The 21,958-nt window shown below is 74.7% G+C and carries 17 protein-coding genes; 10 read left to right on the top strand and 7 right to left on the bottom strand.

Features of this window, described 5'->3' with window-relative positions; genetic code table 11:
- Window positions 1-71 precede the first annotated feature (71 nt).
- Window positions 72-1,103, top strand: a complete 1,032-nt coding sequence (locus CBP52_RS11170; RefSeq protein ID WP_157732584.1) for an ArsR family transcriptional regulator — start codon at window positions 72-74, stop codon at window positions 1,101-1,103.
- On the top strand, window positions 1,093-1,890 hold the full coding sequence (locus CBP52_RS11165) for a prevent-host-death protein (protein WP_157732583.1): 798 nt from the start codon (window positions 1,093-1,095) through the stop codon (window positions 1,888-1,890). Before CBP52_RS11170 ends, CBP52_RS11165 begins: the two co-directional genes overlap by 11 nt.
- A 96-nt stretch (window positions 1,891-1,986) precedes the next feature.
- Here CBP52_RS11165 and CBP52_RS11160 read toward each other — a convergent pair whose 3' ends face one another.
- The 4 genes from CBP52_RS11160 to CBP52_RS11145 form a co-directional block, all read right to left on the bottom strand.
- Entirely contained in the window at window positions 1,987-2,895 is a 909-nt protein-coding gene (locus CBP52_RS11160; RefSeq protein ID WP_094181008.1) for a sugar phosphate isomerase/epimerase, read from the bottom strand.
- Entirely contained in the window at window positions 2,892-4,028 is a 1,137-nt protein-coding gene (locus CBP52_RS11155) for a Gfo/Idh/MocA family protein (protein ID WP_094182329.1), read from the bottom strand. The genes CBP52_RS11160 and CBP52_RS11155 overlap by 4 nt, the downstream gene beginning before the upstream one ends.
- Before the next feature lie 141 nt (window positions 4,029-4,169).
- On the bottom strand, window positions 4,170-5,648 hold the full coding sequence (locus tag CBP52_RS11150) for a mannitol dehydrogenase family protein (protein WP_094181007.1): 1,479 nt from the start codon (window positions 5,646-5,648) through the stop codon (window positions 4,170-4,172).
- Complete coding sequence (locus tag CBP52_RS11145) at window positions 5,645-6,646, bottom strand: LacI family DNA-binding transcriptional regulator (protein ID WP_094181006.1); 1,002 nt, start codon at window positions 6,644-6,646, stop codon at window positions 5,645-5,647. Before CBP52_RS11145 ends, CBP52_RS11150 begins: the two co-directional genes overlap by 4 nt.
- A 215-nt stretch (window positions 6,647-6,861) precedes the next feature.
- Between CBP52_RS11145 and uxaC the strand changes: the two genes are divergently transcribed.
- Complete coding sequence (gene uxaC, locus CBP52_RS11140; protein ID WP_094181005.1) at window positions 6,862-8,283, top strand: glucuronate isomerase; 1,422 nt, start codon at window positions 6,862-6,864, stop codon at window positions 8,281-8,283.
- A gap of 111 nt (window positions 8,284-8,394) precedes the next feature.
- Here uxaC and CBP52_RS11135 read toward each other — a convergent pair whose 3' ends face one another.
- On the bottom strand, window positions 8,395-9,927 hold the full coding sequence (locus CBP52_RS11135) for a UxaA family hydrolase (protein ID WP_369826216.1): 1,533 nt from the start codon (window positions 9,925-9,927) through the stop codon (window positions 8,395-8,397).
- Between the two features lie 85 nt (window positions 9,928-10,012).
- On the opposite strand from CBP52_RS11135, the gene CBP52_RS11130 reads away from it, so the two are divergent.
- From CBP52_RS11130 to CBP52_RS18730, 3 genes are all read left to right on the top strand, one after another.
- The gene (locus CBP52_RS11130; protein WP_094182328.1) at window positions 10,013-11,038 is read left to right on the top strand and encodes a LacI family DNA-binding transcriptional regulator; all 1,026 of its coding nucleotides are present in this window, start codon (window positions 10,013-10,015) and stop codon (window positions 11,036-11,038) included.
- A gap of 66 nt (window positions 11,039-11,104) precedes the next feature.
- Window positions 11,105-12,148, top strand: a complete 1,044-nt coding sequence (locus CBP52_RS11125; RefSeq protein ID WP_094181003.1) for an aldo/keto reductase — start codon at window positions 11,105-11,107, stop codon at window positions 12,146-12,148.
- Window positions 12,149-13,195: a GNAT family N-acetyltransferase gene (locus CBP52_RS18730; protein WP_094181002.1), complete on the top strand. Its 1,047-nt coding sequence runs from the start codon at window positions 12,149-12,151 to the stop codon at window positions 13,193-13,195.
- A gap of 28 nt (window positions 13,196-13,223) precedes the next feature.
- On the opposite strand, the gene nirB is transcribed toward CBP52_RS18730, so the two are convergent.
- Complete coding sequence (nirB, locus tag CBP52_RS11115; RefSeq protein WP_094181001.1) at window positions 13,224-16,106, bottom strand: nitrite reductase large subunit NirB; 2,883 nt, start codon at window positions 16,104-16,106, stop codon at window positions 13,224-13,226.
- 141 nt (window positions 16,107-16,247) lie between these two features.
- Here nirB and CBP52_RS11110 point away from each other — a divergent pair, with 141 nt between their 5' ends.
- From CBP52_RS11110 to CBP52_RS11095, 4 genes are all read left to right on the top strand, one after another.
- Window positions 16,248-16,823, top strand: coding sequence for a YbjN domain-containing protein (locus tag CBP52_RS11110; protein ID WP_232514453.1), 576 nt, complete (start codon window positions 16,248-16,250; stop codon window positions 16,821-16,823).
- Entirely contained in the window at window positions 16,820-18,763 is a 1,944-nt protein-coding gene (locus tag CBP52_RS11105; RefSeq protein WP_094180999.1) for an HSP90 family protein, read from the top strand. Before CBP52_RS11110 ends, CBP52_RS11105 begins: the two co-directional genes overlap by 4 nt.
- Window positions 18,760-20,775: a hypothetical protein gene (locus CBP52_RS11100; protein ID WP_094180998.1), complete on the top strand. Its 2,016-nt coding sequence runs from the start codon at window positions 18,760-18,762 to the stop codon at window positions 20,773-20,775. Before CBP52_RS11105 ends, CBP52_RS11100 begins: the two co-directional genes overlap by 4 nt.
- Window positions 20,776-20,938: 163 nt before the next feature.
- Window positions 20,939-21,538, top strand: coding sequence for a YdeI family protein (locus CBP52_RS11095; protein WP_094180997.1), 600 nt, complete (start codon window positions 20,939-20,941; stop codon window positions 21,536-21,538).
- A gap of 26 nt (window positions 21,539-21,564) precedes the next feature.
- Here CBP52_RS11095 and CBP52_RS11090 read toward each other — a convergent pair whose 3' ends face one another.
- Window positions 21,565-21,957, bottom strand: a complete 393-nt coding sequence (locus tag CBP52_RS11090) for a PIN domain-containing protein (protein ID WP_094180996.1) — start codon at window positions 21,955-21,957, stop codon at window positions 21,565-21,567.
- Window position 21,958: the final 1 nt, after the last annotated feature.

The following is a 21,958-nucleotide window of genomic DNA, read 5'->3' as shown; positions in this document are numbered from 1 at the left end:
ACGCCTGTACTGACTGCGGTGTTCGGTGTTCGGGTCTTTCCGAACACCGAACACCTGGCTAGACTGTGGCAATGCCTGCTCGTGCGGACGAAGCCGCGGCACTGTTGCAGGACGCCTTCGAGACGACGGGAGTCCGTGTATCGCGGCGGTCCGACGCGGCGAGCGATCTTGAGCTGCTCGTCGGAGGCGCGCGCGTCCCGGTGCAGGTCAAGCGGTGGTCCGTGTTTCCGGAGCACGCGGTCCGGACCAACCCCGCCTTCCGTCCAGGCGCGACGTCGCCGGGTGTACGCGTCGTCGTCGCGGACAGAATCGGTGTCGACGCCCGTCGAGCGCTCGAGGCAGCGGGCTGGGGATGGCTGGACCTGCGCGGGATGCTCCACGTCGAAGGTCAGGACTTGTTCATCCATGCCGAGGTTCCGGCGGTGCGAGACCGACCGCGGCCGCGCGATCCCCTCGGCGCGCCCGCCGGGCTCGAGATTGCCTGCGCCCTGTTGTCCTCCCCAGCCGAGGATCACGCTGTTCGCGGCCTCGCGCGTCGCTTGGGACGCTCGCCGAGCACGGTCTCGGAACTCCTCAGCGCGCTCAGAGACGCGTCGCTGGTGGAGGGATCGACGTTCCGGCCGGCCCCTGAGCTCTTCTGGAGCGTCGTGGACGTGTGGCCCGGGAACCGTGTCGGCCTTGCCAGCGCCCCCGGTCCTGGGATGGGCGCCGCCTACGAGGTGCTCGGGCTGGGGTTCGAGGACGTCGCGGCGACAACCGGATGGGCTCTCACTGACACGCTCGCCGCCGCCGCTTACGGCGCGCCCGTGGCCGCGCGTGCTGACCGGCCGGCGGACTTCTTCGTGCCGACCGAGGTGTCGCTGCGGCGCGCTCGCAGTCTCCTCGGCGTCGCGAGGTCGCCCGCCGAGGTGCGATGTACGGTGCGCGTCGCCCCCGTTCCCGAAGTCTGCCGCGTCCGAGTGGATGCTGCGGATCTGTCTGTCGAGGCTGATGCACTCGCTGCGCCGGTCTTCGTCGCGCTGGACCTCGCTCAGGACGCCGGGCGTGGCCGGGAGATCCTCGATGACTGGACACCCCCGGAACCGTGGACCCGTGTCTGGTGACGTGCCACATGTCGTGCTCGTGGGCGACGAGACGCGGCGCCTCGTCGATGCGATCGGGGTAGTCGCCGGCGTGCTCGGCGAGCCGCCGACCATTGTGGGTGGCGTCGCCGTGCTCTGCCGGGTACAGCGAGCGCACCGCGCGACCTCCGACCTTGATGCGCTGGACCTGAGGCGCGTCGAGCGACCAGCAGACCACGACAGTCAGGCCGGTCACCCCACTCGGAGCATCCTTGAGCTCCTGCGCGCTTCCCCCGGTGCCAAGCCGGTAGCGCCAGCCGCTGCGTCGGTGATCACGCCGAGCGGCCCAGTGCGGGTAGATGTCATCGACGTCCTCGAGGTGCCGGACTCTGCCAACATCGAAGACCCGACCGACAGGCTCTACGAGATGGCACACGCCTGGGCCTTTCGGACGGCGACCGAGGTGCGCATCGACGCGTGGGGCTCGGATGGGTCCGTCTCAAGCTCCGTTGCGCGGGTGGCGGAGGCAGGTCCGCTCGTGGCCATGAAGCTGCAGTCCGTGCTCCTTCGCTCGACCGCCAAGGAGGGCACCGACCTGCATGACATCGTGACGATCCTGCTGGACCCTGTCGCCAGGGATGCGGCGCTCTCGCAGCTGGTGGACTGTGACCCGACCATTGCAGCCGATGCCGCTCTGCACGCCGAGAGGTGGTTCGTCGCACAGGTCGACCGAACGCTCCGGCTCATCCGTACCGCGGGAGCGTTCGACGTGGGTCGTGACGACCTCGACCTCGTCGCCGACCTGCTCAGGGTTGCCACGCGACGTTGAGCAGGTCGCCGGGGTCGGCCGTGGGAGCGCCGGAGTCTCAGTCGGCAGGTGAGATGGTCTACGAGTCTCCTTGGGGCTAGATACGGGCCGGGTCCGCTACACGTAGGGGAGCACGTGCCGCACGTAGCGCTCGACGAGCGTCGCGACGGTCTCGTCGCCGGGTGCGTCCCACACCGTCTCGGCGAAGATCTCGACCTCGACGTCGCCGGTGTACCCGGCGTCGCGTACCCAGGTCGTGATCGCGGCGAAGTCGACGTACCCGTCGCCCACGTGCCCGCGCGAGTGCAGCGCGGTCGGGGACAGCGGCAGCACCCAGTCGCACACCTGGTACCCCGCGAGCCGTCCGTGCGCCCCGGCGCGCGCGACCTGCCGCGCCAGGTCCGGGTCCCACCACACGTGGTAGGTGTCGACGACGACCCCGACGACCGCGGGGTCGAACGGTGCCGCGAGGTCGAGCGCCTGGCCGAGCGTGCTGACGACCGCGCGGTCCGCGGCGAACAGCGGGTGCAGGGGCTCGAGCACGAGCCGCACGCCGTGCTCGGCGGCGAACGGTGCGAGCTCGGCGATGCGGTCGGCGACGCGCGCGCGGGTCGCGACGAGGTCGCGCGCCGGGTCGGCGGCGGCCCCCGTGGGGTACGGGGACGCGGCGGCCTCGGGTCCGGGGGCGGCGGTCAGGCCGCCGACGACCATGACGAGCTCGCGCGTGCCGAGCGTCGCGGCCTGCTCGACGGCGCGGCGGTTGTCGTCGAGCGCCCCGCGTCGCCCGCGCTCGTCGTCGGCCGTGAGGAAGCCCCCGCGGCACAGCGACGAGACCCGCAGGCCCGCGTCGGCGACGATCTTCGCGGCGCGCTCCGCGCCGATCTCGTCGACGCGGTCGCGCCACAGCCCGACGGCCCCGAGCCCGGCGCGCGCGGCCCCGGCGACCGCCTCCGCGAGCGTCCACCGCTTCGTCGTCGCGGTGTTGAGGGACAGGCGCGAGAGGTCGGGAGCCGCGTCGGTGCTCACAGGACGATCTCCGGGACGTCGAGCCGGCGACCCTCGGCCGACGACCGCAGGCCGAGCGACGCGAGCTGTACGCCGCGCGCCGCGGACAGCAGGTCGTACCGGTGCGGGCGGCCCGACGCGACGTCCGCGAGGAACTCCTCCCACTGCAGCTTGAAGCCGTTGTCGATGTCGCCGTTGTCGGGCACGTCGAGCCACTGCTCGCGGAACGGCTCGGTGACGGGCAGGTCCGGGTTCCACACGGGCTTGGGGGTGTGCGCGCGGTGCTGCGCGACGCAGCGGCGCAGCCCCGCGACGGCGGAGCCGTGCGTGCCGTCGACCTGGAACTCGACGAGCTCGTCGCGGTGCACGCGCACGGCCCACGAGGAGTTGATCTGCGCGACGACCGGGTCGCCGCCGGGCGTGACGACGTCGAAGATCGCGTAGGCGGCGTCGTCGGCGGTCGCGTCGTACGCGCGGCCCTGCTCGTCCCAGCGTGCGGGGATGTGCGTGACGGTGGTGGCGGTGACGGTGCGGACCGTGCCGAGGATGCCTTCGAGAACGTAGTTCCAGTGGCAGAACATGTCGGTGGTCATGCCGCCGCCGTCCTCGGCGCGGTAGTTCCACGACGGGCGCTGCGCGCTCTGGTGGTCGCCCTCGAACACCCAGTACCCGAACTCGCCGCGCAGCGACAGGATCCGCCCGAAGAACCCCTCGTCGACGAGCCGGCGCAGCTTGACCAGGCCGGGCAGGTAGAGCTTGTCGTGCACGACGCCCGCGGTGACGCCGGTCTCCTCGCGCAGCCGGGCGAGGTCGACGGCCTCGGCGAGCGTCTCGGCGGTGGGCTTCTCGGTGTAGACGTGCTTGCCGGCCTTCATGGCGTGGGAGAGGGTCGCGGCGCGCAGGCTCGTCATGGACGCGTCGAACACGATGTCGATCTCCGGGTCGGCGATCAGTGCGTCGAGGTCGGTGCTCCAGCGCTCGACGCCGTGACGGCGCGCGATCTCGCCGACCTTGTCCGCGTTGCGGCCGACGAGGACGGGCTCGACCTGCACGCGCGTGCCGTCGGGGAGCGTGATGCCGCCCTGCTCGCGGATCGGCAGGATCGAGCGGACGAGGTGCTGGCGGTAGCCCATCCGGCCGGTGATGCCGTTCATGGCGATGCGCAGGGTGCGGGTGGTCACGTGGTCCTCCGGTGCGGTCGTGGAATGCGCTTTCCATCGTTCCGCACGACTGCCCGCCCGGTCAACGGGTCTCGTCCGGTCAGCCGGGTCGCCGGGTCAGCCGGTGCCGTCGGGTCAGCGGACGGGGAACGACCTCAGTGCCGAGGTCACGGCCGCCCGGAACGCCGCGTGCTCCGCGAGGTCCGCGCCGAACACCGCCTCGACCCGCAGCAGCCGGTCGGCCAGGCCCTCGACGGGTCCCTCGGCTGCGTCCGCCAGCGCGCCGGCCAGCGGGTCGTCGAGCGTCACCCCGCGTCCGGCGACGACGAGCGCGCCCGACGAGGCCGCGCGCACGTACGCCATCCACGCGGCGACGACGAGCGCCGCGTGCTCGGGCACCGCGCCGGCCGCCAGGCGGTCGCGCACCGTGCCCAGCAGCCGCTGCGGCAGCTTGACCGAACCGTCCATCGCGACCTGCACCGTCGTGTGCCCCGTCGCCGGGTTCGCGAACCGGTGCAGCAGCGAATCCCGGTACGCGACCAGGTCCGCACCGTCCGGCGCCTCGAGCGTCGGCAGCACGTCGGTGTCCGTGAACGCGGTCGCCCACGCGCGCAGCTCGTCGTCCTCGACGGCCTGCGCGATCGTCACGTGCTCCCGCAGCGCACCCGCGTACGCGAGCAGCGAGTGCGTCGCGTTGAGCAGCCGCAGCTTGGCGCGCTCGTACGGCTCGACGTCCGCGGTGAGCGTCGCACCCGCCTTCTCCCACGCGGGCCGCGGCCCGGCGAACGCGTCCTCGACCACCCACTGCGTGAACGGCTCACCCACGACGAGCGCCTCGTCGAGCAGCCCGAGCAGCCGCTGCGCGCGCTCGCGGTGCTCCGCGGTCGTCGCGGGGACGATCCGGTCGACCATCGTCGACGGGAAGCGCACCGACGCCGCGACCCACGCGCGCAGGTCGTCGTCGCCGGTCGCGGCGAGCAGGTCGTCGACCATGCGCGCGAGCACGCGGCCGTTGCCCGTGAGGTTGTCGCAGCACACGACCGTCAGCGGCCCGGCGTCCGCGCGCCGCCGCCGGTCGAGCGCCCGCACGAGCAGCCCCGTGGCCGAGCGGGCCGGGGCGTCGCTGCGGCCGCGCAGGGCCGCGAGGTCGGCGAGCACGCCCTCGTCGGACAGGTCCGCGCGCCCGTCCGCACCCAGCCGGTAGCCCTTCTCCGTGACGGTCAGCGTCACGACGTGCACGTCCGGCGACGCGACCGTCGCGAGCACGCGCGCCGTCCCGGACCCGGGCGGACCCGGGAAGGCCGCCTCGCGCAGCGCGGCGACCACGCGCAGGTCCTCGCGGTCGCGGTCGAGCGTCAGCACCCCGTACAGCCCGTCCTGCGGCGCGACCTGGTCGACGACGCGCGCCGAGCGCTGCGTGACCCCGAGGATCCCCCAGCGGTCGTCGTCCGCCGCGGCCGCGGCGTCCTCGGTGAGCACGGCCTGGTGCGCGCGGTGGAACGCCCCGAGGCCCAGGTGGACGATGCCGGTGCGCGCGGGCACGAGCGGCGGGCCGCTGACGCCGGGCCGTGGGAGCGCGTCGGCGAGCGTGGCGCGGGACAGGCGTGCGGTCACGACAGGGCCTCTCGGGTGGGTGCGGTGGTCGGCGCGGTGGTCGGTGCCGTCGACGCGCGCACGACGAGCTCGACGGGCAGCGGGACGTCGGGGCCGGGGTCGTCGTCGAGCAGGCGGTCGACCGCCGCGCGGCCCAGGCGGGCGAGCGGCACGGCGACCGTCGTCAGGCGCGGGCTGCCGAGCACCGCGACCGTGTCGTCGTGCCCGACGACCGATACGTCCTCGGGGATCCGGACACCGCGCGTGCGCAGCCGGTCCAGCAGCGCGAGCGCGACGAGGTCGTTGTGCGCGAGCACCGCGGTCACCCCGGCCGCCGCGACGACGTCCGCCGCGGCGGTGCCGCCCCCGGTCGTCGCCGGGAAGGCGCCGAGGTCGACCACCTCGAGCCGGTGCAGCCCGTGCGCCGCGACCTCGAGCCCGTCGCGCCGCCGCGCGTCCGACCACGACCCGGCCGGCCCGCCCGCGAACCCGATGCGCCGGTGCCCGAGCGCGTGCAGGTGCCGCACGGCCTGGCGCATGCCGTCGGTGTTGTCGACGACCACCGACGCGTGCGCGTCGTGGCGGCGGTTGACCAGCACGAACGGCCGGTCGTCGGGCAGGCGCGCGACCTCGTCGTCGGACATCCGGGGCGAGGCGAGGATCGTGCCGTCCGCCTGCGCGCCGACCTGCGCGACGAGCTCGGCCTCGAGGCGCGGGTCGTCGTCGGCGTCCGCGACGAACACCCCGCACCCGAGCTCGCGCGCGCGGGCCTGCACGCCCTTGACGAGCCCCGCGAAGAACGGGTTGGCGATGTCGGGGACGACGACCGCGAGGTTGCCGGTGCGGCCGCTCGCGAGCTCGCGCGCGGCGCGGTTCGGCCGGTAGTCGAGAGCCGCGGCCGCGCGCTCGACGAGCACGCGGCGTCCGGGAGCGACGAGCTCGGGGTGCGTCAGGGCGCGCGAGGCGGTCGCGGGGGAGACCCCGGCGGCTCGCGCGACGTCGCGCAGCGTCGTGACCACGTGGACCTCCTCGGGGCGGTCGTCGTCGACCGGTGGATCAGGGGTGCCGGACGCCCTCGTCGGGCCCGGATGTCGATGAACGCGATTTCATCACGGCACACCCTAGCCGGGGAAGCGCTTGCCGTGTAGCGTCTGCCGTGCTTGAGACGCGCGGTCGACCACGTGAATGCGCGTTCAGGATGTTTCAGAGCCGCGATGTCCCGAGAGGCGCGAGCATGACGACGACGACCCGCACGCTGCACCCCGACCGCGCGCTCCCCGCAGACCCGACGCTGCGTCCCCTGGCCCGCGAGATCTTCGAGCAGACGCGCGACCTGCCGCTCGTCTCCATGCACGGGCACGTCGACGCCGCGCTGCTCGCGGACGACGAGCCGTTCCCCGACCCGGCCGCGCTCCTCGTCGTCCCCGACCACTACCTGGTCCGCATGCTGATCTCGCAGGGCGTCCCGCAGGACGCGCTCGGAGTGCCGCGCCGCGACGGCGTGCCGGTCGAGACCGACCCTCGCGCGATCTGGCGCACGTTCGCCTCGCGCTGGCACCTGTTCCGCGGCACGCCCACGCGGCTGTGGCTCGAGCACGAGCTCGTCGAGGTGTTCGGTGTCACCGAGCCGCTGTCCGCCGCGTCGGCCGACCGCGTCTACGACCACCTGGTCGACCGCCTCGCACAGCCCGAGTACCGGCCGCGCGCGCTGTTCGAGCGGTTCAACCTCGAGATCCTGTCCACCACCGACCCCGCCGACTCGGGCCTCGAGGACCATGCGCGCCTCGCCGCCGACGGCTGGGGCGACCGCGTCGTGCCCACGTTCCGCCCCGACGCCGTCGTGCACCTCGACCGGCCCGGCTGGCGGGCCGCCCTGCGCGCGCTCGAGGCCCGCGTGGGCTACGAGATCTCGTCGTACCGCCTGCTGGTCCAGGCGCTCGAGGAGCGGCGCCGCGCGTTCAAGGCCGCCGGCGCACGCTCGTCGGACCACGGCCACCTGCGCGCCGACGCGACCCCGCTGACCGACGCCGAGGCCGAGCGCATCGTCACCGCCGCGCTGCGCGGGCAGGTCGAGCCCGCCGCCGCCGCCGCGTTCGCCGGCCACATGCTCCACGAGACGGCGCGCATGGCCGGCGAGGACGGCCTCGTCCTGCAGCTGCACGCGGGCGTCCTGCGCGACCACGACCCCGCGGTCCACGCCGCGCGCGGACCCGACGTCGGCTACGACATCCCCGTCCCCACCGAGTTCACGCGCGCCCTGCGCCCGCTGCTCGAGTCGTTCGGGCACCACCCGAACCTGCGCATGGTCCTGTTCACCGTCGACGAGGACGCGTTCTCCCGCGAGCTCGCGCCGCTCGCCGGCGTCTACCCGGCCGTCCGGCTCGGCGCGCCGTGGTGGTTCCTCGACACCCCCGACGGCATGCGTCGCTTCCGCGAGGCCGTCACCGACACCGCGGGCTTCTACAACACCACGGGCTTCGTCGACGACACGCGTGCGTTCTGCTCCATCCCCGCTCGCCACGACCTGGCGCGTCGCATCGACGCCGGCTTCCTCGCCCGGCTCGTCGCCGAGCACCGCCTCGACCTCGACGAGGCCGTCGAGACCGCGGTCGACCTGGCCCTGCACCTGCCCCGCGAGTCCTACGCCCCCTGTTGAGACGCGCGCCCGGTGCCGACCGGGCGCGCGGCCGCGCGGGCGGGCTCGTCGCACTTCCTCCTCTGGCACGACGAGCCCGCCCGCACCCTTGCCGCCGTCGAGGGCCTCGGCTCAGGTGACTGCGCCGAGCTGCCAGGGGACGAACTCGTCGGCGCCGAGGTCGAGCTCCTCGGAGACCGTCTGCCGGCCGGACGCGACCTCGACGACGAGGTCGAAGATCTCCTGGCCGACCTGCTCCAGGGTCGCGGTCCCGTCGACGATCCGTCCCGCGTTCAGGTCCATGTCCTCGGTCATGCGCAGGTACGTCGCGGTGTTCGTCGCCACCTTGATGGACGGGGTCGGCTTGCAGCCGAGCACCGAGCCGCGGCCCGTGGTGAACACGACGACCGTCGCGCCGCCCGCGACGAGCCCGGTGACGGACACCGGGTCGTAGCCGGGGGTGTCCATGAACGCGAGGCCGCGGGTGGTGACGCGCTCGGCGTACTCGTAGACCGCGGTGAGGTCCGCGGTGCCGCCCTTGGCGACCGCGCCGAGCGACTTCTCGAGGATCGTCGTGAGCCCGCCTGCCTTGTTGCCGGGGGAGGGGTTGTTGTCGAGGGTGCCGCCGCCCGCGGCGGTGTACTGCTTCCACCAGTCGATGCGGTCGAGCAGGCGCTGTGCGACGTCGCGGGACACCGCACGGCGCAGGAGCAGGTGCTCGGCGCCGAACACCTCGGGCGTCTCGGCGAGGACGCTCGTGCCGCCGTGCGCGACGAGCAGGTCGGACGCGCGGCCGAGCGCGGGGTTGGCGGTGATGCCGGAGTAGCCGTCGGAGCCGCCGCAGTTGAGGCCGAGGACGAGCTCGGAGACGGGCGCGGGTTCGCGGCGCAGCGCGTCGATGCCGGGGAGCATCTCCTCGATCGCGGCGACGCCCGCGCGCACGGTGCGTCGGATGCCGCCGGTCTCCTGGATGGACAGGACGCGCACGGGCTTGTCGGCGGGCAGGTCGAGGCCGTCGAGGACCGCGGCGGGCGGGAGCATCTCGCAGCCGAGGCCGAGCACCAGGAGCGCGGCGATGTTGGGGTGGTCGGCGTAGCCGCGCAGCGTGCGCAGCGTGAGCTGCGCGCCCTCGCTCGTCGGGACCAGGCCGCAGCCCGTGTCGTGCGTGAGCGCGACGACGCCGTCGACGTGCGGGTACGCGTCGAGGACCCGGCCGCGGAACTGGTCGGCGACGAGGCGTGCGGTCGACGCGGAGCAGTTGACCGAGGTCACGATGCCGACGTAGTTGCGCGTGCCCCAGCGGCCGTCGGCGCGGCGGTACCCGTCGAACGTGCGGGGCTGCGCGGGCACGGGCAGCGGGGTGCGCGCGGTGCCGACCTCGTAGGTGCGCTCGTCGTCGGCCATGCCGAGGTTGTGCGTGTGGACGTGGTCGCCGGGTGCGATGTCGCGTGTCGCGCGGCCGATCGACTGCCCGTACTTGTGCACGGGACCGCCCGTGGGGACCGCGCGCAGCGCGACCTTGTGCCCGCGGGGGATGCCGTGGCGGACGACGAGCGTCGTACCGCCCGGCAGCGGCACGGCGGTGCCGGCGGGCAGGTCGCGCGTCGCGACGCCCACGTGGTCGTCGTCGCGCAGCACGAGCACGCCGGCGGAACGTTCGGTCATCGTCATCCTCGGGGGTGAGCCGTGCCGAGTGGGATCGCCCGAAGGATACCGCTTTCCCGTCGGGCGGTCCCCTAGTCTCGTGCGCATGGCCGGACCCGTGACGCTGAGCGACGTCGCCCGCGAGGCAGGCGTCTCGCTCGCCACCGCCTCCCGCGCGATCAACGGCAGCCCCACCCGCACCGTCGGGCCGGAGCTGCGTGCGCGGGTGCTCGCCGCCGCCGAGCGCCTGCGCTACTCGCCGGACGCCAACGCGCAGGCCATGGCGCGCGGCCGCACCACGTCCGTCGGGCTCGTCGTGCACGACATCGCCGACCCGTACTTCTCGACGATCGCCCGCGGCGTCGCGCACGCCGCGGGCCGGGCCGGGCTGCAGGTCATCCTCGCGAGCACCGAGCAGGACCCGTCGCGTGAGGTCGACATCGTCGGCCTGCTGCGGCGTCAGCGGGCCCGCGCGATCGTCATCGCCGGGTCCCGGTACGACGACGAGGGCGCGACGACCGCGCTGCGCGACGCGCTCGACGGGTACATGACGTCGGGCGGTGCCGCAGCGGTCATCGGCCAGCCCGTGCTCGGCACCGACGCGGTGCACATCGCCAACGTCGAGGGTGCCCGCGCGCTCGCCCGCGCCGTGCACGAGCGCGGCTACCGCGACGTCGCGGTGCTCGGCGGGCCCACGAACCACCTGACCGCACGCGAGCGCCGCGACGCCTTCACCGCCGAGCTCGCCGCGCTCGGCGCACCCGTCCCCGACGAGCGGGTGCTCGTCGGCCGGTTCGACCACGAGGGCGGTGGGCGGGCCATGACCCACCTGCTCGAGTCGGGCGAGCGCCCGCAGCTGGTGTTCGCCGTCAACGACGTCATGGCGCTCGGCGCGCTCGCCGCGGTCCGTGCCGCGGGCCTCGTCGTACCCGACGACCTCGCGCTCGCGGGGTTCGACGACATCACGACGCTGCGCGACGTGGTGCCCGGCCTGACCACGGTGCGCATCCCGCTCGAGGACGTCGGGGCCGAGGCGATGCGGCTCGTGCTCGAGGCGGGCCACGGTGCGCCGCGCGTCGTCGAGGTGCCCACGCACGTGGTGCTGCGCGAGTCCACACCGTCGCGCACCTGAGGTCCGGGCCCGCGCTCGGCGTCGGATAGCGTGCTGAGGCACCGCCCGACGAGAGGACCCACCCCCATGGCCACCGAGCCCGCCTACCGTGCCGACGAGACGCGCTACGACGCGATGACGTACCGCCGGGTCGGGCGCAGCGGGCTGCGGCTGCCGGGCCTGTCGCTGGGGCTGTGGCACAACTTCGGGCACGGCACGCCGCTGGACACGCAGCGCGCGGTGCTGCGCCGCGCGTTCGACCTGGGCGTCACGCACATCGACCTCGCGAACAACTACGGCCCGCCGTACGGCTCGGCGGAGGAGAGCTTCGGGCGCGTGCTCGCCGCCGACCTGCGGCCCTACCGCGACGAGCTCGTCATCTCGAGCAAGGCCGGCTACGACATGTGGCCCGGTCCGTACGGCGACGGCGGCTCGCGCAAGTACCTGCTCGCATCGCTCGACCAGTCCCTCGCGCGGACGGGCCTGGACTACGTCGACATCTTCTACTCGCACCGCATGGACCCCGACACGCCGCTCGAGGAGACCATGGGCGCGCTGCACACCGCTGTCACGTCGGGCCGGGCGCTGTACGCGGGCATCTCCAACTACACGCCGTCGGCCACCCGCGAGGCCGCGCGGATCCTCGCGGACCTGGGCACGCCGCTGCTCATCCACCAGCCCAGCTACTCGATGTTCAACCGGCACGTCGAGCAGGTAGGCGACGGGCAGAGCGAGACGCTGCTGGACGCCGTGGGCGACCTGGGCGTCGGGATGATCGTGTTCTCGCCGCTCCAGCAGGGTCTGCTGACCAGCCGGTACCTGTCGGGGTCGGTGCCCGCCGGGTCGCGCGCGTCGGTCGGGCACTTCCTGACGCCCGACGCGATCTCGCCCACCTACCTGGAGCGGGCGCGCGCGCTCGCCGAGATCGCCGCGGGGCGCGGGCAGTCGCTCGCGCAGCTCGCGCTGTCCTGGGTCCTGCGGGACGCGCGCGTCACGTCCGCGCTCGTCGGCGCGTCGTCGGTCGCGCAGCTCGAGGACAACGTCGCGGCGCTCGCGGCCCCGCCCCTGACCGACGACGAGGTCGCGGCGATCGAGCCGTACGCGGTCGACGGCACGCACGCGGGTGCCTGAGTGGCGACGCCGGACTTCATCCTCGCGCTGCGGGACAAGATCGGCACCGACCCGCTGTGGCTCACGGGCGTCACCGCGGTCGTCGTGCGCGACGTGCCCGGCTCGTCGTCCCGCGAGGTGCTGCTGGTGCGCCGCGCCGACAACGGTGCGTGGACTCCCGTGACGGGCATCGTCGACCCGGGTGAGGAACCCGCGGTCGCGGCGGCGCGCGAGGTGCTCGAGGAGGCTGCGGTGCACGCGCGCGCGGTGCGTCTCGCACTGGTCGAGGTCGTCGCGCCCATGACGTACGCGAACGGCGACCAGGCGCAGTACCTCGACCTCGTGTTCCTGCTGGAGTGGACGGGCGGCGAGCCGCACCCGGCCGACGGCGAGAACCTCGAGGCCGCGTGGTTCGCGCTCGACGCGCTGCCGCCGCTGTCGGCGTCGATGCGCGACCGCCTCGACGCGGCGCTGGCGGACGAGGTGGCGACCCGGTTCCGCACCGCTCCCGCGGCCGTGCTGCCGCAGTCCGCGGGCGGTGACCACCGCGAGGCGCGCCCCGCGTCCGACGAGCGCGTGCTCACGCGCGTGGCGGTGCGCCGCGCGGACCCGCGGGACGCCGTCGCCCTCACGCGGCTGCGCCGCGTCATGCTCGCCGCGATGGACGTGCCGGGCGCCGACGAGAGGGCGTGGCAGGACGCGTGCACGCGGTGGTTCGCGCAGCGCCTCGCGGCGGGGACCGTCGTGGCGTTCGTCGTCGACGGGGAGGCGACCGACGGGAGCAGCGGCCCGGTCGCGTGCGCCGTCGGTGACTTCCAGGACCACGCGCCCGAGCCGTGGAACCCGTCGGGCCGGCGGGGGCACGTGTTCAACGTGTCGACCGAGCCCGCGCACCGGCGCCGCGGCTACGCGCGCGCGTGCGTCATGACGCTGATGCGGTGGTTCCACGACGAGACCGAGGTGACGCGGGTCGGACTGTCCGCGACACCCGACGGACGCGCGATGTACGAGCACCTGGGGTTCGCCGAGCCGTTCGGGCGCGAGCTGGTCTGGCGCATCGCGCGCTGACCGGCCCGACGAGGCACCCCGACCCGCGTCACGAGCCGAGCAGCACGTCGCCCCCGTCGACGGTCACGCGGTAGACCCGCAGGTCCTGCGGGTCCTTGCCGACCGGGTCCAGGCACTGCCCGGTCTCGAGGTCCCACACCTGCTTGTGCATGGGCGAGGTGAGCGTGGGCCGCCCACCGCGGTCCCCGACGATGCCGCGGGACAGGACGTTCGCGCCGCTGAACGGGTCACGCTGCTGCACCGCGAGCACGCGGTCGTCGGCCAGACGGAACACCGCGACGGGCACGGACCCGCCCACCAGCACGCCCGCGCCCCGCTCCGGCGTGAGGGCGTCGAGCGTGCACACCCGCTCGGCCACGGCGGTCGTCGCCCGGCCCTCCGGCGGCGCGGCCACGACCTCGAGCGGCAGCGGCACCCGCTGCCCGCGGCGCGGGACGTACGCGAGGTCGGGGTCCGTGCGCTCGGGCGCGTTGAGGTAGGGCGTGAACTGCGCGACCTTCGCGGGGTCGTCGAGGGTCGCGCGCCACTCGTCGACGTACCCGGCGACGTGCCGCTCGATCTCGGCCTCGAGCTCGGCCGCGACGCCGTCGCGGTCCTCGACGACGACGGCGCGCAGCGCCGCCATGCCGCCCGGGTACGCCGCGACCCACGGCGCGGTGCGCTGGAGGCGGTCGGCGGAGCGGATGTACAGGGCGAGGAACCGGTCGATCACGCGCACGAGCGTGTCGTCGTCGAGGTCCTCCGCGAGGAGCTCGGCGTGCCGGGGCGTGAACCCGCCGTTGCCGCCCACGTACACGTTCCAGCCCTGCGCGGTCGCGATGACGCCCACGTCCTTGCCGCGCGCCTCGGCGCACTCGCGCGCGCAGCCCGAGACGCCGACCTTGAACTTGTGCGGGCTGCGCAGCCCGCGGTAGCGCAGCTCGAGCCGCACGGCCATGGACGACGAGTCCTGCACGCCGAACCGGCACCACGTCGAGCCCACGCACGTCTTGACCGCTCGCAGCGACTTGCCGTACGCCTGCCCGGACTCGAAGCCCGCCTCCACCAGCCGCCGCCAGATCTCCGGGAGCTGGTCCTGGCGCGCGCCGAACATGCCGAGCCGCTGCGCGCCGGTGACGCGCGTGAACAGCCCGAAGTCCGCGGCGACCTGCGCGAACGCGAGCAGCTTGTCGGGCGTGACCTCACCGCCCGGCATGCGCGGCACCACGGAGTACGTGCCGTCCTTCTGGAGGTTCGCCAGCAGGTGGTCGTTGGTGTCCTGCAGCGCCGCCTGGTCGGGCTGCAGCACGTGCCCCACGCCGAGCGAGGACAGGATCGAGGCGACCACGGGCCGGCAGATCGCGCAGCCGCGGCCCGTGCCGTGCGCCGCCACGATCTCGCTGAAGGTCCGCTCCGCGCCCGCGCGCACCAGCGCGAACAGCTCGGCGCGCGGCATCGCGAAGTGCTCGCACATCGCGTTCGACACCGCGACGCCCGCCTGCTCGAGCGAGCGGTTGACGATCGTCGTCACCATCGGCACGCACGAGCCGCAGACCGTGCCGGCACGCGTGCACGTCTTGACCTCGCCGACCGAGCGGCAGCCGTGCTCGGTGACCGCGCCGCGGATCGTGCCGGCGGTGACGTTGGCGCACGAGCAGACCACGACGTCGTCGGGCACGTCGAGCGTCGCGGGCGCACCGCCCTCGGGCGCGAGGAACGCGGACGGGTCGGCGCCGAGCGCGCGGCCCAGCAGTGGGCGCAGCGACGAGTACAGCGCGATGTCGCCGACGAACACGCCGCCGAGCAGCGTGCGCGCGTCGTCGGACACCACGAGCTTGCGGTACGTGCGCGCGACGGGGTCCGCGAACGTCACCTCGAGCGCGCCGGGGGTCAGGGCGAGCACGTCGCCGAAGCTCGCGGCCTCGACGCCCACACCCTTGAGCTTGGTGCCGTCCGCGGGCCGCTCGTACGTCGTCGTGCCGCCGAACAGCTGGTCGACGACCACGTCCGCCATCGTGTTGCCCGGCGCGACGAGGCCCGCGCACTCGCCGTCGTGCGACGCGCACTCGCCGATCGCCCACACGCGCGGGTCGGACGAGCGGCACGTCGGGCCGACGAGCACGCCACCGCGCTCGCCGATGCCCAGCCCCGACTCGCGCGCGAGGCGGTCGCGCGGGCGGATGCCGGTGGAGAACACCACGACGTCCGCGTCCAGCACCTCGCCGGTCGACAGCTCGAGCGAGGCGACCGTGCCGTCCGGCCCGGCGAGCACACGGGACGCCGCGGTCGTCGTGCGCACGTCGATGCCCGTGTCCCGGACCAGGACGCGCAGCGCCTCGCCGCCGCCCGCGTCGAGCTGCACCGCCATGAGCCGGTCCGCGAACTCGACGACCGTCGCGCTCGCGCCCAGGTTCTGCAGCGCGGCGGCGGCCTCGAGCCCGAGCACCCCACCGCCCACGACGACGCCCCGGACCGGGCGGCCGAGCTCCGCGCGGCGGCGCGCGACCCAACCGGTGATGGCGTTGATGTCGTCGAGCGTGCGGTACGCCAGGACGCCGGGCAGGTCGGCGCCGTCGGTGCGCGGCACCCACGGCCACGAGCCGGTCGCGAGCACCAGGTCGTCGTACGCGACGACCCGGCCCGAGCGCGTCGTGACGGTCTGCGCGTCGCGGTCGAGGGTCGCGACCGCGTCGCCCGTGACGAGCTCGACGCGCTCGTCGTCCCACACCGACGGGTCGAGCGTGAGGTCCTCGACGCTCGCGCCCGTGATCGCGTCGGACAGGTGGACGCGGTCGTACGGCGCGTACGGCTCGTCGCCGACGACCGTCAGCTGCCACCCCCCGCCGCGCGCGACCATCTGCTCCGCGAACCGGTGCGCCACCATCCCGGCCCCGACGACGACCACGCGCCCGGGCTCCTGCTGCTCCCTCATGCGGCCATTTTCGACGACGGGGGTCGTGCTTATCGGGCCGTACGGCCCACGTGGACGCACAGCGCCCACGGGCCTGCTGTGAGGTCGCCGGACGCGGTGCGCGGCCGGGTCCTGGACCACCACGTCCGGACGCCGCCCGGGTTGTCTAGGCTCGTCCCGGGCTCGACGACCAGCGCACCCGGCGCGGCGGCCCGGCAGAGCGGGGAGATCATGGGTTTCTTCACCAAGGACGTCACGGGACCGCAGGAGGGCCTCGCGCCGCTCAGCCGCGACCGGATCACCGCGAGCCTCGACGCGCGCGAGCTGAACTACGGCATCGACGACGACGGTGACGTCGGCGGCGTCTGGGACGGCCACCTGTTCTACTTCTTCGTCCTGGGCCAGAAGGGCGAGTACCTGCAGACCCGCGGCCGCTGGAACCGGGTGATCGGCGTCGAGCACCTCGACGAGGTCACGCGCGTCGTCAACGCGTGGAACGCGGACCGGCTGTGGCCCAAGGGGTACGTGCGCGTCGAGGACGACGTGCTCGGCGTCTACGCGGAGCACACCGTCGACTACGAGCACGGCGTGAGCGACGCGCAGGTCGACCTGCACCTCGCGTGCGCGATCTCGACGAGCCTGCAGCTGTTCGAGCACCTCGACGAGAAGTACCCCGAGCAGGCCGCGGCCGCGCGGGCCCAGCAGGAGGCGGCCGAGCAGGAGCAGGGCGGCGCGTGAGCGAGGACCTCACCGCCGCGGGTCGTGCCTTCCAGGTCGACCTGCGCGGCGTGGTCGACCTGCTCGCCCGGCACCTGTACTCCGGCCCGCGCGTCTACGTGCGCGAGCTGCTGCAGAACGGCGTCGACGCGATCACGGCCCGGCGCCTGCACGACGCGGACGCCCCGGCCCGGGTGCGGCTGCGCCCCGGGCCGGGCGGCACGCTCGAGGTCACGGACACCGGGATCGGGCTCACGCCCGCGCAGGCGACCGAGCTGCTGGCGACCGTCGGCCGCTCGTCGAAGCGTGACCTCGACCTCGGGCTGGGCCGCGAGGAGTTCCTCGGGCAGTTCGGCATCGGCCTGCTGTCCGCGTTCATGGTGGCCGACGAGATCGAGCTCGTCTCCCGCTCCGCGGTCGAGACCGACGAGCCGCCCGTGCGCTGGGTGGGGTACGCCGGCGGCCGCTACGACCTGACGGTGCTGCCGCGCGACGCGGACGTGCCCGCCGGGTCGACCGTGCGGCTGCGCGCGCGCCGCGACGCCGAGCACTGGCTGTCGGCCGACACGGTGGTCGCCCTCGCCCAGGAGTTCGGCAGCCTGCTGCCCGTGGACGTCGCGGTCGAGGTGCCGTTGCCCGACGTCACGGGCGGCGCGCCCGCCACCGCGTGGCGGCGGGTCTCCGAGCCGTCCCTGCCGTGGCTCGCGACCTACCCCGACGAGGCCGCGCGCACCGCCGCGCTCGCGGCGTACTGCGAGCGGACGCTGGGCTTCACGCCGCTCGCGCACATCGACCTGTCGGTGCCCCTGGCCGGGCTCACCGGGGTCGCGTTCGTGCTGCCCACCGCGGTCCCGCCCGGGGCCGGCAGCCGCCACCGCGTCTACCTCAAGCGCATGCTGCTCGGCACGCACGTCGACGACCTGCTGCCCGAGTGGGCGTTCTTCGTCCGGTGCGTGGTCGACACGAGCGTGCTGCGCCCCACCGCGTCACGCGAGCAGCTCTACGGCGACGAGCTGCTGCTCGCGACCCAGGAGGCGCTCGCCGCCCAGGTGCGCGCGTGGACCGTCGCGGCCCTGACGGCGTCGTCGACCGGCCTCGCGGGCTCGTCGGACCCCTACCTCACCGCCGCCGCGGGCATGCCGCCCGCGACGACCCGACGCATCGTCTCCACCCACCACCTCGCGCTGCGCTCGCTCGCGACCACGGACGACGAGGTGCTGGACCTCGTCGCGCAGGTCCTGCCGTTCGAGACCACCGACGGCGCGACGACCCTCGCGCAGGTCCGCACGGACGTCGGCGAGGTGCTGCACACCACGCGCGTCGAGGACTTCCGCCGCGTCGCCCCCGTCGCGCGCGCACAGGGCATGACGGTCGTCAACGCGGGCTACGTGTACGACGACGAGCTGCTCGCCCGGCTCGCGCTGCGCCCCGGCTGGCAGGTCCGTGAGCTGCGCGCGCAGGACGTCGCGCAGGTGCTCGGCGCCGTCGAGCCGCACCGAGAGCTCGAGGTGCTCGACCAGGTGCAGGCCGCCGCCGCGGTGGTCCGGCCGCTCGACTGCGCGCTCGTCCTGCGCAGCTTCGAGCCCGCCGAGGTCCCCGCGGTGCTCCTGCAGGACCGCGACGGCGAGCACCAGCAGGACGTGCGTCGCACCGTCGCCGCGCAGGACGACCTGTGGGGCGGCGTCCTCGCGGGCTTCGTCAGCGGCGAGGACGAGCCCGCCCGCCGGCTCGTCGTGAACGACGCGAACCCCACCGTGCGGCGGCTGCTCGCCGCCGACCCGGCCGACCCGGTGCTCGCCGCGGGCGTCCGGTCGATGTACGTCACCGCCGTGCTGCTCGCGGGCGAGCCGCTGCGCGCGCGTGAGGCCGAGCTGATGAACGACGCCATGAGCGTGCTGCTCGAGGCGGGGCTGACGCGGCCCGGTGCCGCCCTGCCCGACGAGACCCAGGAGGACGTGTGACGCGCTCGACCGACGAGGCGAACCGGGAGATCTCCCGCGTGCGCAAGATGCCGTACGGCATCGCCCGCACGCAGGCCGCCGAGCAGCAGGTGCGGCTGGTCGAGGCCGAGGGGCCCGACGAGGTCCGCGCGTACGCGCTCAACGTGCTCGTCGAGTCGTTCGTCTGGGGCGGCGAGGTCGAGCGCGCGTACCTGCCGTTCACCAAGGCCGTGCGCTGGTACGACGAGCACCCGGAGCACTTCGACGCCGAGGACACCCACGGGTTGTTCTGGTCGTTCAAGTGGATGGTCGGGCACCTGTCGGACTTCCCCGACATCCCCGCGGAGCAGATCGAGGCGACGCTCGCCGACATGGAGCGCCGCTACGCGCTCGCGGGCCTCGGGAGGGACGCCGTCGCGTTCGAGGCGTTCGGGTGGGCGCGCCTGCGCGGCTCCGACGACGTCGACGCGCTCTACGAGGAGTGGGTCCGCACACCGCGCGACGACTACTCGCAGTGCCGCGCGTGCGACCCCGGTGACCGCGCGTCGTACCTCGTCGCGCGCGGCGACCACGACGAGGCCGTGCGGCTCATCCAGCAGACCCTGGACTCGGGTGTCACGTGCGCGACCGAGCCGGCCGACATGCTCTCGACGCTCGCGCTCGTGCACCTCGACGCGGGCAGGGCCGACGAGGCCGTCGCCGCGCACCGGCGCGCCGTCGCGGCGCTCGCGGGCTCGCCGTCCGACATGACCGGCGCCCGCGGCGCACGGTTCGTCCTGCTGGCGCGCGGCGGCCAGACCCGCCGCGCGCTGCGTGCCCTGACCGAGGACGCGCACCTGCTGCTCGCGGCGGACACCCCGAACGCCCGGTTCGACTTCCTCACCGACGTCGTGGCCGGCACCGCGGCCCTGCTGCCCGGGGCCGGTGCGGAGCCGGTCGCGTTCGAGGGCGTGGCCGCGTCCGACGTCGCCGGGCTGCACGCGTGGTGCGTCACGGAGGCGGCCGCGCTCGCGGCGGCGTTCGACGCGCGCAACGGCACCGACCGGTTCGCCCGGCGGCTCGCCGAGGCCCGCGAGACCCGACCCGCCGACGTGACGCTCGACCTCGCGGTCATCCCGACGGGCGCGGCGGCGCGGCCCGTCCGGCCCGCCCCCGAGGTCGTCCTGACCGACGCGGGCGCCGGTCCGCTCGGCGCCGACCCCACGTCGCTGCCCGGCGGTCTGCTCGACGGCTCCGGGCTCGTCACCGCCGTCGAGTCCGGCCCGGACCGTGCCGAGCGGCTCGTCCGCGAGGGCGACCTCGTCGCGGCCGCCGCCGTGTGGCTCGAGGAGTCCGCGTCCGCCGAGGCCGCCGGCCGTCTGGCCGACTCGGGGCTCGCGCTGGCCGAGGCCGCGCGCTGCGCGCAGGAGGCGGGCGACGACGAGGGCGCCGCCGCCACCTACCCCGCCGCGGTGGCCCGGATGCGTGCCGGGGGAGTGGGCGTCGAGGTGGTCACGACCGTTGTCGTCGCGTGGGCGCCCGTCGCGGCCGCGACCGGCGACGCGCAGGCCGTCCTCGCGGCCGTCGACGCGCTGCTCGCGGAGCTCGACGCGTCGGACGTGGCCGGCGCCGACACGGGCGCGCCCGCGGACACCGGTGCCGAGGTCGCCGGGGCGGGCCTGGCCGAGCGCCGCGAGGCGGTCCGGCGCCGGGCGCGCGCCGACCTCGACGACACGGCGGCCCGGGTCCTGGCGTCCACGGGCCCCGAGCGCGCCGCCGAGGCCGCCGCACGCGCCACCCGCGCCGCGGAGGCGTACGCCGGTGCCGGGCACGTCGCCGACGCCGCGCACGCGTTCTGGCTCGCGGGCCGCCTGCACGACGGCCTGGGCCAGGTCGACGACGCGGTGTGGAACCTGGAGTCCGCGGTCGAGGGCTTCTCGATCGCGCACCAGGCCGCTCCTCGCGGCGAGGCGGCCTCGGCCCTCGTCTCGGTGCTCCGCGCCGCGGGCCGCGACGACCGCGCCGAAGAGGTCCTCCGCACCCTCACCCGCTGACCCCGCCGCTTCCGCCCCGCCGGGTCGCGCGTTCCTCGCTAGGTCGTGCGTTTCTCGGTCAGTCGTGCGTTCATCTGCACGGCCTACCGAGAAACGCACGACTCCGCGAGAGACGCGCGACTTTCGCGGTGGGGATGTGGGTGGGGGGCGGGAGGGTTGGGGGGTGGCTGACGAACTCCCTGTGCTGCTGCTCCCCGATGCCGTCGCCTGGCGGGCGTGGCTCGCCGAGCACCACACGCAGACGACCGGCGTCTGGCTCGTGACGCACAAGAAGGGCGGCACGGTCACCGAGCTGACGTACGACCAGGCCGTCGACGAGGCGCTGTGCTTCGGCTGGATCGACGGGCAGCGACGCAGCCGCGACGAGCAGAGCAGCCTCCTGCGCATGACCCCGCGCCGCCCCCGCAGCGTCTGGTCGGCGGTGAACGTCGAGCGCATCGCGCGGCTCGAGCGCGAGGGACGCATGCGCGACGCGGGCCGCGCCCAGGTCGCGGCCGCGCAGGCGGACGGCCGCTGGGACGCCGCCTACCACGGCCCGGCCCGCATCGAGGTGCCCGACGACCTCGCGGCGGCTCTCGAGGGCGTGCCCGCCGCGCGCGCCTGGTTCGACGCGCTGACCTCGGCGAACCGCTTCGCGGTCCTGCTGCGCGTCACCCAGGCCAAGCGGCCCGAGACCCGGGCCCGGCGCATCGAGGCGTTCGTCGCCGACCTCGCCGAGGGCCGCACCGTCTACCCCCAGAAGCGCCGCCCCGACGGCATGTGACCCGGCTTCACGCCGCTCGTCGTCGGCTACCGCTCGACCGGGTCGGTCACCGGGAGGCCGAGCTCGGCCGCGACGGACCTCATGGTCGCGTCGTGGCTCGCCACCGTGACGGGCTCGCCGATCAGCAGCGCGGTCGCGAGGTGCAGGGCGTCGAGGGTCTTGATGTGCGACTGGATGGACTCGGCGACGACGAAGGTCTGAGCGGTCATCTCCAGGATGCCGACCCGGTCGAGCAGCGGAGCGCCCTCGACGAGCGGGCGACGTTCGCGGCGCAGCACCCGGACCACCTCGGTGCGCAGCAACCGCGACGAGACGAACGTGTACCCGGGGGTGTCGAGCCATGACCGCAGGCGGGCGCGCTCGGGTACTCCCAGGATGGTCCGCAGCGCGACCGAGGAGTCCAGGTACACGAGCGACACG

Source organism: Cellulomonas sp. PSBB021, from assembly GCF_002240455.1.
Lineage (GTDB): Bacteria > Actinomycetota > Actinomycetes > Actinomycetales > Cellulomonadaceae > Cellulomonas > Cellulomonas uda.
The sequence above is the reverse complement of the archived record's forward strand: the minus strand, read 5'-3'. Positions and strand labels throughout refer to the sequence as shown.